Origin of the sequence: Pseudomonas sp. NPDC087614 (genome assembly GCF_044743485.1) — a bacterium.
Classification (GTDB): Bacteria; Pseudomonadota; Gammaproteobacteria; order Pseudomonadales; family Pseudomonadaceae; genus Aquipseudomonas; species Aquipseudomonas baetica_A.
In genome coordinates, this window is sequence record NZ_JBIUWN010000023.1 from 1 (window position 1) to 12,492 (window position 12,492).

The 12,492-nt window shown below is 58.4% G+C and carries 11 protein-coding genes and 2 pseudogenes; 5 read left to right on the forward strand and 8 right to left on the reverse strand.

Annotation, left to right across the window (positions count from 1 at the left end):
• Positions 1 to 96: 96 nt before the first annotated feature.
• Both ACIOWA_RS11440 and ACIOWA_RS11445 read left to right on the forward strand, forming a co-directional pair.
• A pseudogene (locus tag ACIOWA_RS11440) lies at positions 97 to 642 on the forward strand (DUF2235 domain-containing protein); the annotation flags it as partial.
• Entirely contained in the window at positions 642 to 1,298 is a 657-nt protein-coding gene (locus ACIOWA_RS11445; protein WP_401159825.1) for a DUF2931 family protein, read from the forward strand. The pseudogene ACIOWA_RS11440 and the gene ACIOWA_RS11445, both read left to right, overlap by 1 nt.
• 63 nt (positions 1,299 to 1,361) lie before the next feature.
• Here ACIOWA_RS11445 and ACIOWA_RS11450 read toward each other — a convergent pair whose 3' ends face one another.
• The 3 genes from ACIOWA_RS11450 to ACIOWA_RS11460 all read right to left on the reverse strand — a co-directional run bounded on the left by ACIOWA_RS11450 (position 1,362) and on the right by ACIOWA_RS11460 (position 3,268).
• On the reverse strand, positions 1,362 to 1,484 hold the full coding sequence (locus ACIOWA_RS11450) for a hypothetical protein (RefSeq protein WP_401159827.1): 123 nt from the start codon (positions 1,482 to 1,484) through the stop codon (positions 1,362 to 1,364).
• Positions 1,485 to 1,585: 101 nt separating this feature from the next.
• Positions 1,586 to 2,629, reverse strand: a complete 1,044-nt coding sequence (locus ACIOWA_RS11455; RefSeq protein ID WP_401159829.1) for an LLM class flavin-dependent oxidoreductase — start codon at positions 2,627 to 2,629, stop codon at positions 1,586 to 1,588.
• 153 nt (positions 2,630 to 2,782) lie between these two features.
• Positions 2,783 to 3,268, reverse strand: a complete 486-nt coding sequence (locus tag ACIOWA_RS11460; RefSeq protein ID WP_401159830.1) for a flavin reductase family protein — start codon at positions 3,266 to 3,268, stop codon at positions 2,783 to 2,785.
• A 324-nt stretch (positions 3,269 to 3,592) separates the two neighbouring features.
• On the opposite strand from ACIOWA_RS11460, the pseudogene ACIOWA_RS11465 reads away from it, so the two are divergent.
• Positions 3,593 to 4,219 (forward strand): annotated as a pseudogene (locus ACIOWA_RS11465) (cytosine permease); the annotation flags it as partial.
• 208 nt (positions 4,220 to 4,427) lie between these two features.
• Positions 4,428 to 5,528 (forward strand): polyamine ABC transporter substrate-binding protein, encoded by a 1,101-nt coding sequence (locus ACIOWA_RS11470; protein ID WP_401159832.1) that lies wholly within the window; start codon positions 4,428 to 4,430, stop codon positions 5,526 to 5,528.
• 41 nt (positions 5,529 to 5,569) lie between these two features.
• Here ACIOWA_RS11470 and ACIOWA_RS11475 read toward each other — a convergent pair whose 3' ends face one another.
• On the reverse strand, positions 5,570 to 6,550 hold the full coding sequence (locus ACIOWA_RS11475) for a TerC family protein (RefSeq protein WP_221733454.1): 981 nt from the start codon (positions 6,548 to 6,550) through the stop codon (positions 5,570 to 5,572).
• Between the two features lie 172 nt (positions 6,551 to 6,722).
• Positions 6,723 to 7,511: a helix-turn-helix transcriptional regulator gene (locus tag ACIOWA_RS11480; protein WP_339508159.1), complete on the reverse strand. Its 789-nt coding sequence runs from the start codon at positions 7,509 to 7,511 to the stop codon at positions 6,723 to 6,725.
• An 84-nt stretch (positions 7,512 to 7,595) separates the two neighbouring features.
• Between ACIOWA_RS11480 and ACIOWA_RS11485 the strand changes: the two genes are divergently transcribed.
• Entirely contained in the window at positions 7,596 to 8,594 is a 999-nt protein-coding gene (locus tag ACIOWA_RS11485; protein ID WP_401159835.1) for a bile acid:sodium symporter family protein, read from the forward strand.
• A 403-nt stretch (positions 8,595 to 8,997) separates the two neighbouring features.
• Here the strand turns inward: ACIOWA_RS11485 and ACIOWA_RS11490 are convergent, their stop codons facing one another.
• From ACIOWA_RS11490 to fabI, 3 genes are all read right to left on the reverse strand, one after another.
• A complete protein-coding gene (locus tag ACIOWA_RS11490; protein ID WP_401159837.1) occupies positions 8,998 to 10,170 on the reverse strand; it encodes a cystathionine gamma-synthase in 1,173 nt (390 codons plus the stop codon).
• On the reverse strand, positions 10,167 to 11,543 hold the full coding sequence (locus ACIOWA_RS11495) for a pyridoxal-phosphate dependent enzyme (protein ID WP_401159839.1): 1,377 nt from the start codon (positions 11,541 to 11,543) through the stop codon (positions 10,167 to 10,169). Before ACIOWA_RS11495 ends, ACIOWA_RS11490 begins: the two co-directional genes overlap by 4 nt.
• 242 nt (positions 11,544 to 11,785) lie before the next feature.
• Positions 11,786 to 12,492, reverse strand: a 707-nt coding sequence (fabI, locus tag ACIOWA_RS11500) for an enoyl-ACP reductase FabI (protein WP_401159841.1), incomplete at its 5' end; no start/stop codon positions are given.

Genomic DNA, 12,492 nt, shown 5'->3' on the forward strand with positions numbered 1-12,492 from the left:
TGTCGTCGAATGTTCTGCGTTTGTCGGTCATGAAAAACTCCTCGATAGATGCATTTTCCACCTATCGGGGTGTCCGGGGAAATTAGACCACTACAGCAAACCCTAGCCGTTTCTATTTATACCGACGTTTCAACTACGTCTATCTACCGCGATGCTGCACGCGTGAAAAGCGAGTGGGTCGCTAAAGGATGGCCTGCTTATTTACTGGAGATTGTCACCCCTGCATCTATTGAGCTCCCAAAAGAACATCAAGACAGGCTGTCTCCCGATCAGAAGCGTGTGTTTGCCGCTCTACAATTCAAACGTCCGGTCAGCGGCAAACTTTCGAGGATTTATTTGAAAGTCATGTATCAGTTGGCGAAAGAAAAGGGTGTTCGCTTCATCGACATGCCCGACGATGGCGAGTATTCCGTGCCTGAGGAGCTCCAATCACTATGTGATCGCTTTGTCGCTGGTGACTACAAAACCACTCCAGAGGAAGAGGTGCTTCTTAAACTGAAGTACATTCATACCTCCGCAAACTGGAATCATCCTCTCGGTAGAAGGGGGGGGAGTGGCATCGAAGCTGTGTATATCAATGCCCCGACGGAAGACGGGGTCCGCGTACAACATCCACACGTACCTGACTGGAAGCTTTGGTAATGAAAGCGATGATTGCGCTGCTGGGCGCTTTACTATTGGCGGGATGCCAGACTGGCGCCGCCGATAGCGGCGAAAACGACCCTAAACATTCCTCGTGGGAATTGGTGTTCGTTGAGCCGAACTACATGAAAGTCTGGGTGGAGGACAGTTCTGTCCAAGATATCAATGACAAGGTCTCTCTCAGAGCAGGCAAAAGCACTGCCGCTTCGGGAGAACCCGACATAGACACCGAATCTGCTAGAGGCTGGGGAGTTATTACTGGATCCGGGATGCCTGTCACGGGTGCCAACCTTCCAAAACGGATTTCCGTACGCTGGCAGTCCATAGCAGAGCAAAAAACCTATCGGGGTTCCATCGATATTCCAGAAGAAGCCAGGCAACTAATGTTGAAATCTACTCATCAGCGTTGTCCGGAAACGCCTGAGAAAACCGCTCGATTTATGGCTTCACTTTACGTGGGGCTGGCGCCAGGTGGCGTACTACAGGCGTGGGTAAAAGACTCCTGCAATGAGCCGGTGAAGGTTGCTCGTAGCCAAGGCGAGATTGAGCCGCTGGGTGCCCAACAGGGTAAAAACGGCGGTCGTTATGCCTATCCAGTCAGTGAGAAGACCAAACGATACGTCGACAAGTACGGGATTCCGTACGGTAGTTGGTAGTCGTCGCCCGTCACCTATGAAACGCCTCCTAACCTTGCTTTGTGCTCTGTCGGTGGTTGGTTGTCAGTCAAGCGATCCGCTACCAGCCTCGTCCCAGTACTCGCGCTCGGCGATGTCGGCCTTGCTGAACTTCCAATTCTTGTCGGGCTCATCGATGCGCGCCAGCAGGCGCTTGCGTGCTTTCATTCAGATAGCAACTGGTCGACGTGTCGCCAGGAGCCATGGTGAAAAATAAAAACGCCCGAAGAGATTCGGGCGTTTTCATGAGAGAGACGTTAGAAGAAATCTCAACGAAACGCCGGCACCACATGCTTGATAAACAACTCCAGCGACTTCTTTTTCTCCTCATGCGGCAGACTGTTATCACACCAGAAACTGAACTCATCCACCCCCAGTTCCTGGTAGTACTTGATCCGCGGAATGATCGCTTCCGGCGTACCAATCATCGCCGTCTTGTGCAGACTCTCCAACTCAAACTCCGGACGCCCGGCGAACTTCTCTTCCGGGCTCGGGGCGAGGAAGCCATTGACCGGGGTCTCCTTGTTGCCAAACCACGCATCGAACGTGCGATAGAACCGTGAGATCGCTTTCGCGCCGACTTTCCAGCCGTCCGGGTTATCAGCCGTGTGAACGTGGGTATGGCGCAGCACCATCAATTGCGGGCGCGGCACGTCGGGGTTGTTGTCCAGCGCGGTCTGGAACTTGTTCTTCAGGTCGAGGACTTCTTCGTCGCCCTTCATCAGCGGCGTGACCATGACGTTGCAGCCGTTGGCCACGGCGAAGTTGTGCGAGTCCGGGTCGCGGGCGGCGATCCACATCGGCGGATTCGGCTTCTGGATCGGTTTCGGCACGCTGGTGGAGGTGGGGAATTTCCAGATGTCGCCGTCGTGGGCGTAGTCGCCTTGCCACAGGGCGCGGACCACCGGGACCATTTCGCGCAGGGCCTGGCCGCCACTTGATGCGGGCATGCCGCCGGCCATGCGATCGAATTCGACTTGATAGGCGCCGCGTGCCAGACCGACTTCCATGCGGCCGTTGCTGATGACATCGAGCAACGCGCATTCACCGGCGACCCGCAGTGGGTGCCAGAACGGCGCGATGATGGTGCCGGCGCCGAGGTGGATGGTGGTGGTTTTGGCCGCGAGGTAGGCCAGCAGCGGCATCGGGCTTGGCGAGATGGTGTATTCCATGGCGTGGTGTTCGCCGATCCACACGGTGCTGAAACCACCGGCCTCGGCCATCAGGGTCAGTTCGGTGAGGTCTTCGAACAGTTGGCGGTGGCTGACGCTTTCGTCCCAGCGTTCCATGTGGATGAACAGGGAAAATTTCATGACGCTTCCTCGGATCTTTTGTTGTTGAGGCTACGTGTGGGAGCGGGCTTGCTCGCGAATGCGGTGGATCAATCGAAATCTCTGGTGGCTGACACATCGCTTTCGGGAGCAAGCCCCCTCCCACAGTGGGTCTGTGTGGGGCTGAAACTTTGCTCAGGCCAGGACGGGCAGGGCGCCCATCTTGCCGTGGCAATACACCAGCGGCCCGGTGTGCTGCTCGGGGACGATCAGATTCTTCACCGCGCCGACCATGATGGCGTGGTCGCCGCCTTCGTATTCGCGCCACAGCTCACACTCGATGATAGCCGTCGCGTTGGCCAGGATCGGGTTGCCCAGTTCGCTCAACGTCCACTCGATGCCTTGCGCTTTGTCCTTGCCTTTACGGGCGAACGCGAAGGCTTCGCTTTGTTGGCCGCCGGACAGAACGTGAATCGCAAAGCGTTTGTTCTTGATCAGCACGGGATAGGAATCAGAACTGTAATTGGGGCAGAACAGCACCAGCGCCGGGTCCATCGACAATGAGCTGAAGGCGCTGGCGGTCAGACCGACAATCTGACCGTCATCGTCCAGCGTGGTGATAACGGTTACGCCGGACGGGAACGAGCCCATGACTTGTTTGTAGATGGCGGCATCGATCATTGGACAGTCCTCGGGTGGTGTGACGCTGTTTTTATGTGTTTATTGGTCTGATGGTATACCACAATTTTATCTTTGCAAGGGCTTTTAAGCTGAACCGATGAACGTGCCGCGTTCGTCGTAAACTCAACGTTTACGGGCTTTTAAGCTATTTGCCAGGCCGCTGTTTCAGCGAGGATGGCGGATCAGATAGCACCGTGAACTGCGGGCCAGTCTTGTGAGGTTATTGGAATACCATAATATGGCTTGCATCTGAGGGGCGACCAAAGAGTCCTCCCGGTTTGGCTTCATACAACGATAAGAACAGACAAACTCGAGTTCATGCATATGTCCCGGCAAGATCCGTTGATCGAGAATCACACGGTCGACTACGTCCCACTCGCGGAACGCCACGGGAAGGCCCGCGACCTTTTCACCCTTTGGTTCAGCACCAACATTGCGCCACTGCCCATCGTCACCGGTGCCATGGTGGTTCAGGTGTTCCATCTCGACTTGTTCTGGGGGCTGCTGGCGATTGTGCTGGGGCACATGATCGGTGGCGTGGTGATCGCCCTGGCGTCGGCACAAGGCCCGCGCATGGGCATTCCGCACGTGATCCTGGCGGGATGCTGCGTGGTCGCACTCGGCGCTTCGGCGGATTTCATTTCCGAGTTCATCGGTTTGATTCTGGCGCTGTTGCTGGTGCTGGTGCCGTGGGCGTCGATCAACCTGATCGACTTTTACCTGATCAAACGCGGCTGCTACGACATCACCTCGATTTTCCGTGCTGACGGTGGCATTTACGGACGCTTCAATCTGCACGCGATCATTGCCTATTTCATCGGCATCGTCGTGCAGTTGCCGTTAGCCAATACTTCACTGTACGTCGGGCCTTACGCGAATCTGGTCGACGGTGCGGATCTGTCGTGGCTGGTTGGCCTGGTGGTGACGATTCCTCTTTATTACTGCCGGGCATTGTTGTTTCCGCATCCCGGTGGTCATTCAAATTGGCCATATCGATCCCCTTTTGGCCCATCCCCCACTGTGCTCAGGCGCCGCTGTCAGCAAGAATCAATGCCACAACGAGACGCTGAACCTTTATTACCCTTGGCTACCTTTAAAGCCGCTGCCGTGTACAGAACATAAAAACCATCGACTCACGCCGCATTTTGGGGAAACAACCATGGTCACGATGAAACGCATTCTGGGCGCCACCGTGTGTGGGCTGACGCTGCTGGCCAGCGCCGTTCAGGCCGAGCAGCGCGAGCTGCGCGTCTATAACTGGGCGGACTACATCCTGCCGTCGGTGCCCAAGGATTTCGCCGCGAAAAGCGGCATCAAAGTGATCTGGGACACCTTCGACACCAACGAATCCCTGGAAGCCAAACTGCTGACCGGCAACTCCGGTTACGACCTGGTGGTGCCGTCGAACCAGTTCCTTGAAACGCAGATCAAGGCTGGGGTGTTTCAGAAACTGGATAAATCGAAACTGCCGAACTGGAGCCACCAGGATCCGGATCTGTTGAAACTGCTGGGCAAGAACGATCCGGGCAACCAGTACGGCGTGCCTTACATGGTCGGCACCGTGTTGATCGGCTTCAACCCGGCCAAGGTCAAGGCTGCATTGGGCGACAACGCGCCGGTGGACAGTTGGGATCTGGTGTTCAAACCGGAAAACATGGAAAAACTCAAATCCTGCGGCGTGGCGATGCTTGATTCGCCGACAGAAATCCTGCCGCTGGCCCTGCATTACCTGGGCCTCGACCCGAACAGCCAGAACCCGGCCGACTATGAAAAAGCCAAGGAGCTGATGCTCAAGGTTCGCCCCTACGTAACCTATTTCAACTCGGCCAAGTACATGACCGACATCGCCAACGGTGACATCTGCGTGGCCATCGGTTACTCCGGCAGCTTCTACCAGTTCGGCAATCGCGCCAAGGAGGCGAAAAACGGCGTAGTGGTTGACTGGCGCTTGCCAAAGGAAGGCGCGCCGATCTGGTTCGACACCTTCGCCATTCCCAAGAGCGCGAAGAACGTCGCCGAGGCCCACGAATTCCTCAACACTTTGCTGGATCCGAAGGTGATTGCACCGATCAGCGATTTCCTCGGTTACCCGAACGCGAACAAGGATTCGATGGCGCTGATCAACAAGGACATCACCGGCAACCCGAACCTGACACCGACCAGCGAAGCGCTGAAAACACTCTACGTGGTTCAGCCATTGCCGCAAAAGCTTGAGCGCGTCCGCACCCGCGTCTGGACCAGTATCAAGTCCGATAAATAACAGCACATAACCTTGTGGGAGCAGCTTGCTCCCACATGGATTTACGGAGATTGTTTTTCCGGCGTTTTTTCTCTGGTCATCATCAGGCTCAACAACACTGAGCCCAGAATCACCACACCCACCACCGCCAGCGACCACTCCACCGGCATGTGGAGCCACGGCATCAACGTCATCTTGGCGCCAATGAACACCAGCACAATCGCCAGCCCGTACTTGAGCAGATGAAAGCGCTCAGCCATGTCTGCCAGCAGGAAGTACAGCGCCCGCAGGCCCATGATCGCGAAGATGTTCGAGGTGAACACGATGAACGGGTCGGTGGTGACGGCGAAGATCGCCGGGATGCTGTCGACCGCAAACATCAGGTCGCTCGCTTCGATCAACACCAGCACCAGAAACATCGGTGTTGCCCAGCGCACGCCGTTTTGCAGCACGAAAAAGCGCTCGCCATGAAAGTCCTTGGTGATCCGCATGTGCCCGCGGACCCAGCGCAGCAAAGGGTTTTTTTCCAGATCCGGTTGTTGCTCGGCGAACACCAGCATCTTGACCCCGGTGATGATCAAAAACACGCCGAAGGCATACAGCAGCCACTCGAACTGCGACACCAGCCACACGCCGGCAAAAATCATCACCGCACGCATCACGATCGCCCCGAGCACGCCGTACAGCAGCACCCGGCGCTGCAACTCCGGCGGCACGGCGAAGTAGCTGAAGATCATCACGAAGATGAACATGTTGTCGATCGACAACGATTGCTCGATCAGGTAACCGGTGAGGAATTCGAGGGTTTTCTGCCGGGCGATTTCGCCGCCGAACGTGCCGTTCAGGTACCACCAGAGCAACCCCGCGAAACTCAATGCCAACAAGCACCAGGCAATGACCCAGGACAAGGCTTCGCGCACCGAGACGCGATGCGCCTTGCGCCCCCCGAACACAAACAAATCCAGTGCCAGCATGGCGAGTACGAAGACGATGAAGGCGCCCCACATCCAGGGTTCGCCGATATTGATGTTCGTGGCAGGCATGTCGCGCTCCCTGTCTTTGTTGTACGAGCTTTGTTTGAGTGAGGGTTAGACGAAGCCATGCTAGCGACGAGTTTGCGCCAAAGAAAAATCGTTTATTTCTGGGGGAGAGTTCGTAAAAAACGAAGTGTCGGGTCGCAGCGGCGATCTTCTGGAGTCGCTGGCGGTTCGCTGATCAACGAAAAAACTCCCCTGGCGTTTCGCCGAACTGTTGGCGAAACGCCGCGATAAACGCCGAGGTCGAATCGTAGCCACAGGCCAGCGCGACGTCGGTAACGCGTTCACCTTTCTCCAATGGCGTCAGGGCGCCGAGCAGGCGTAAGCGCTGGCGCCAGGCACGAAAGGTCAGGCCGGTATCGCGCAGGAACAGGCGTGTCAGGGTCTTTTCGGTGACGCCGAATTTCTCGCTCCAGTGGCTTAGTGTGGTTTGCTGTTCCGGATGCTGCTCCAGGCTCTGGTAGATCTGCCGCAAACGTGCGTCCTGAGGCAGCGGCAGCATCAGATCAATCTGGGGTGCCTCGGCCAATTGATCGAGGATCACTTGCGCCAAGCGTCCATGGGCGCCGTTCTGGTCGTATTCCACAGGCACCCGGCTGAACGCGCGGATCAGCTCCCTGAGCAAATCGCTGACGCCCAGCACATGGCAATGCCCAACCGCCCAACCGGCGACACTGCAATCGATGTACAGGCTGCGCATCTCGGTGTGCGGTGAGCTGAATACCCGGTGCGGCACGCCGGCCGGAATCCACACGGCGCGCTCCGGCGGCGCAACGAAACGTCCGGCGCTGGTCTGTACTTCGAGCACGCCCTGAATGGCGTAAGACAGTTGCACCCAAGGGTGGCTGTGGCGCCGGGTCAGCGCACGATTGGGCAGCGATTCGGTGCGCCCGTACAGTGGGCGCGGCAGGCTGGGCAGCCCGGGAATGCTGCGTCGGATGCTCTTTGTGTGTCCTTTAGGCGGCATCTGCGGGCTCTTCGGCGTTAGTCGGTAATGGCCTGTCACGTTAGAGTCGTCGGCACGCACTGGCAACCCCCGGATGAACACACCATGACGCGCCCACGATTTTTGCCCGACAACTTCACCCTGACGCTGATTGGCGTTGTGTTGCTGGCCAGTTTTCTGCCCGCCAGCGGCCAGGTCGCGGTCGGTTTTGGCTGGTTGACCAACATTGCCATCGCGCTACTGTTTTTCCTCCACGGCGCCAAACTTTCCCGCGAGTCGATTATTGCCGGTGCGGGTCACTGGCGCCTGCATTTGCTGGTGTTCGGCCTGACGTTTGTCCTTTTCCCGCTATTGGGTCTGGCGCTGAAACCGCTGCTGTCACCGTTGATCGGTGATCAGCTCTACATGGGCATGCTTTACCTGTGCGCCTTGCCAGCCACGGTGCAGTCGGCCATTGCCTTCACTTCGCTGGCGCGGGGCAATATTCCAGCGGCGATTTGCAGCGCAGCGGCGTCCAGCCTGTTCGGGATTTTCCTCACGCCGTTACTGGTGACGTTGTTGCTTGACGTGCAGGGCGACGGCGGTTCGACCCTCGATGCGATCCTGAAAATCAGTGTGCAACTGCTGCTGCCCTTCATTGCCGGGCAGGTCGTACGGCGCTGGATTGGTGCGTGGGTGGGGCGCAACAAAAACTGGCTGAAATTTGTCGATCAAGGCTCGATTCTGCTGGTGGTTTATGGCGCGTTCAGTGAAGCCGTCAACGAAGGTATCTGGCATCAGATCCCAATCGCCGATCTGCTGGGGCTGGTGGTGGTGTGCTGCATCTTGCTGGCGCTGGTACTGGTGGCGTCGACGCTGCTGGGCAAGGCGTTTGGCTTCAGCCAGGAAGACCGCATCACCATTTTGTTCTGCGGCTCGAAAAAGAGCCTGGCCACCGGCGTGCCGATGGCGCAGGTGTTGTTTGCCGGGAGCACCATCGGCGTGCTGATCCTGCCGCTGATGCTGTTCCATCAGATTCAACTGATGGTCTGCGCGGTGTTGGCGCAGCGCTATGCGAAACGGCCGGAGTCGGTGCCGGAATTGATGGCGCAGGTGGATCCGTGATCAAAACCGAACGCCCTGATTTTCTGGGCGCCGCACTCCGTGAGGATGATGTTTGAAGATAGAGCGTTCGCTTCCTTGCAGGCAGCCGCAAGAACCAATCAGTCTAAAAACACTCATCCGTGCTCGCGTCGCTTTGCTAGGCTCAAAGATGTAGGCGAAGACGCAGACTGATGCGCAAGCGGATAGCAAGGGGACGTGGGGCGCGTTCCGAAGGGTACACGGTTAGAAAGATCTCCGCGCTGAGATCCAGCCCTTACGCCGTGTGAAGCAGCCGAGACCGTACCTTTTCAATTTGGTCCGGTACTGTGAGAAGCCTGATAAACCTTGTAAGCCAGAGACCAGCACTGGCCGCCTACTCGAATACCAAAGCCCGCATCGTGCGGGCTTTGTCGTGCTTGCCGGACTAGATTTTCGTCAGTGCTTGGGCCAGATCGGCGCGCAAGTCCTCGATGTCTTCGACACCGACGGACAAACGCACCAGCCCATCACCAATGCCCAGTTTTGCGCGGGTTTCAGGTGGAATGGTGGCGTGGGTCATGATCGCCGGATGCTCGATGAGGCTTTCGACGCCGCCGAGGCTTTCGGCCAGGGCGAAGATCTTCAAGGTTTCCAGAAAACGCCGCGCACCGGCCAGATCGCTGTTCAAGTCCACGGCGATCATCCCGCCGAAGCCGCGCATCTGTCGCTTGGCCAGTTCGTGCTGCGGGTGGGATGGCAGGCCCGGGTAATAAACGCGCTTGACCTGCGGCTGCCGCTCCAGCCACTGCGCCAGATCCAGCGCATTGCTGCAATGACGCTCCATGCGCAGCGCCAGGGTTTTCACCCCGCGCAACGTGAGAAACGCATCGAACGGCCCGGCGATCGCGCCGACCGCATTCTGCAAAAAGCCCAAACGCTCGGCCAGTTCGGCGTTCTGCCCGACGACGGCGATGCCGCCGATCAAATCGGAGTGACCGTTCAAGTACTTGGTGGTCGAGTGCAGCACAATGTCGAAACCCAGCTCCAGCGGCCGCTGGATATACGGGCTGGCGAAGGTGTTGTCGGCAACCGTGATGATCCCGCGGGCCCGGCATAGGCGGGCAATGGCGGCCAGATCCGACAGGCTCAGCAATGGGTTGGTCGGTGTTTCGACCATGACCATGCGCGTGTCCTCCTGCAGCGCCGCTTCGAACGCTGAGAGGTCGGTCAGATCGACGTAGCTGAACCGATGCCCGGCGCTGCGTTGACGCACCTTGTCGAACAGCCGGAAGGTGCCGCCGTACAGGTCGTTGCCGGAAATGACGTGTGAACCCGCGTCGAGCAATTCCAGTACCGTGGAGATCGTCGCCAGCCCGGAAGCGAACGCAAATGCACGGGTGCCACCCTCCAGATCCGCCACGCAGCGTTCCAGCGCAAAGCGCGTCGGGTTGTGCGAGCGGCCGTAGTCAAAACCCTTGTGCACGCCGGGGCTGTCTTGCAGGTAAGTGGAGTTGGCATAGATCGGCGGCATCAGCGCGCCGGTGGTCGGGTCCGGTTCCTGCCCGGCATGGATCACCCGGGTCGCGAAACCTTGGGCATTCTTGTCGTGCTGACTCATGCGAGGGATCTCCGTAATTGGTTGAGCATGTCGGTGCGGGTGATCAGGCCATGAAAGCCTGAAGCATCGGCGATGATTGCCACGAGGCCGCGGCTCAGCACTGATTCCAGCTCAGCGAGGGGCGCACCGGGGGCGAGGGTTTGCAGTTTGTCGGTCATCACGCTGGAGACCGATTGGCTGAAGCGAGCGGCATCTTCGTGAACGGCCAGCAGGATGTCCGATTCGTCGATCACGCCGACCAACTCCTTGCCTTCAACCAGTACCGGCAACTGCGAGACATCCGCCAGGCGCATGCGCTGGAACGCGGTCAGCAACGTGTCGCCGGGGCCGACGCTGATCACCCGTCCGTCCTCGAAACGCCGTGCGATCAGATCGCGCAAGTCGCCGTAGCCCTTGCGCTGCAACAGGCCCTGATCGGTCATCCACTGATCGTTGTAGACCTTGGACAAATAGCGCGTGCCGGTATCGCAGACGAAACTCACCACGCGTTTCGGTTCGGTCTGTTCGCGGCAATAACGCAAGGCCGCTGCGAGCAGGGTACCCGTCGACGAGCCGCCGAGTATGCCCTCGGCGCGCAGCAATTGGCGGGCGTGATCGAAGCTTTCTTCATCGCTGATCGAGTAGGCGTGGCGGACGCTGGAGAGGTCGGTGATCGACGGAATGAAGTCTTCGCCAATGCCTTCAACCGCCCAGGAACCGGGCTTGGGCAGCGTGCCGTCGCGGCTGTATTGAGCCATCACCGAGCCCAACGGATCGGCCAGAACCATCTCCAGATCCGGTTGCACGCGTTTGAAGAAACGGGTCAGTCCGGTCAGCGTGCCGGCCGAACCGACGCCGACCACAATCGCATCCAGATCATGCTCGGTCTGCGCCCAGATCTCCGGCGCGGTGCTGCATTCGTGGGCCAGTGGGTTGGCCGGGTTGTTGAACTGATCGGCGAAAAACGCGCCGGGAATGTCTTTCGCCAACCGCGCCGCGACGTCCTGGTAATACTCGGGATGACCCTTGCCGACATCCGAGCGGGTGATGTGCACCTCGGCACCCATGGCCTTCAAGTGCAGGACTTTCTCGGTGGACATTTTGTCCGGCACCACCAGCACCACGCGATAACCCTTGGCGCGGCCGACCAGTGCAAGGCCCAGCCCGGTATTGCCGGCCGTGGCTTCGACAATCGTGCCGCCGGGTTGCAGGCGACCATCACGTTCGGCGGTGTCGATCATCGCCAGGCCGATGCGATCCTTGATCGAGCCGCCGGGATTTTGTGATTCAAGTTTGAGAAACAGCGTGCACGGCCCGGTATCGAAGCGGGTGACTTGTACCAGCGGTGTATTTCCTATCAGCCCAAGGACGGCGGGGCGGGATTCCTTTGACATTCTTCACCTCTTGTTGGTGATGGATCGCGTTCCGTTCGCGAGGAAAAGCCTCGTTTGCAACATAGGCCCGGACAGACTTGCCCGCAACCTTTGAACAGTCTCATCGGGAAAGTGCTGACCGGGCTCAGGCCATAACGAAAAATGCTCCGCATCTTTCGATACGGAGCATTTTTTTGAGCACTTAGCCGATTGCCAGGTTTTCACGCCATCTGAATTGGCGTTTTTTATCGGCTAACCGAAGATCACTCTTCGATGTTGCCCATGGCGGTGGTGTTGAAACCGCCGTCCACGTACATGATTTCACCGCTGATGCCCGACGCCAGATCGGAGCACAGGAAGGCGCCGGCGTTGCCGACTTCGTCGATGGTGACGTTGCGACGCAGTGGGGTTTGCGCTTCGTTGGCGGCCAGCATCTTGCGGAAGTTCTTGATGCCGGAAGCGGCCAGGGTGCGGATCGGACCAGCCGATACGCAGTTGACGCGGGTGCCGTCCGGGCCCAGGGAACCGGCCAGATAACGCACGCCCGCTTCCAGCGAAGCCTTGGCCATGCCCATCACGTTGTAGTTCGGCATGGTGCGCTCTGCGCCCAGGTACGACAGGGTCAGCAGGCTGCCGTTGCGGCCTTTCATCATTTCGCGGCCAGCTTTGGCCAGGGCCACGAAGCTGTAGGCGCTGATGTCGTGAGCGATGCGGAAACCGTCACGGGTGGTGGCTTCGGTGAAGTCGCCGTCCAGTTGATCGCCCGGGGCGAAACCAACGGAGTGGACGATGCAGTCCAGGCCGTCCCACTTCTTGCTCAATGCTTCGAAGACCTTGGCGATTTCTTCATCGCTGGCCACGTCGCACGGGAAGCACAGCTCAGGGCTCGAACCCCAGCCTTGGGCGAATTCTTCGACACGACCTTTGAGTTTGTCGTTCTGATAAGTGAAGGCAAGCTCAGCGCCCTCGC

What these genes read in the sequence shown, in the direction of transcription:
- ACIOWA_RS11470 (WP_401159832.1), top strand. Translation starts at nt 4,428, where the DNA reads ATGGTCACGATGAAACGCATTCTGGGCGCCACCGTGTGTGGGCTGACG.
- ACIOWA_RS11480 (WP_339508159.1), bottom strand. Translation starts at nt 7,511, where the DNA reads ATGCCGCCTAAAGGACACACAAAGAGCATCCGACGCAGCATTCCCGGG.
- ACIOWA_RS11455 (WP_401159829.1), bottom strand. Translation starts at nt 2,629, where the DNA reads ATGAAATTTTCCCTGTTCATCCACATGGAACGCTGGGACGAAAGCGTC.
- ACIOWA_RS11450 (WP_401159827.1), bottom strand. Translation starts at nt 1,484, where the DNA reads ATGAAAGCACGCAAGCGCCTGCTGGCGCGCATCGATGAGCCCGACAAG.
- ACIOWA_RS11460 (WP_401159830.1), bottom strand. Translation starts at nt 3,268, where the DNA reads ATGATCGATGCCGCCATCTACAAACAAGTCATGGGCTCGTTCCCGTCC.
- ACIOWA_RS11495 (WP_401159839.1), bottom strand. Translation starts at nt 11,543, where the DNA reads ATGTCAAAGGAATCCCGCCCCGCCGTCCTTGGGCTGATAGGAAATACA.
- ACIOWA_RS11445 (WP_401159825.1), top strand. Translation starts at nt 642, where the DNA reads ATGAAAGCGATGATTGCGCTGCTGGGCGCTTTACTATTGGCGGGATGC.
- ACIOWA_RS11475 (WP_221733454.1), bottom strand. Translation starts at nt 6,550, where the DNA reads ATGCCTGCCACGAACATCAATATCGGCGAACCCTGGATGTGGGGCGCC.
- ACIOWA_RS11490 (WP_401159837.1), bottom strand. Translation starts at nt 10,170, where the DNA reads ATGAGTCAGCACGACAAGAATGCCCAAGGTTTCGCGACCCGGGTGATC.
- ACIOWA_RS11485 (WP_401159835.1), top strand. Translation starts at nt 7,596, where the DNA reads ATGACGCGCCCACGATTTTTGCCCGACAACTTCACCCTGACGCTGATT.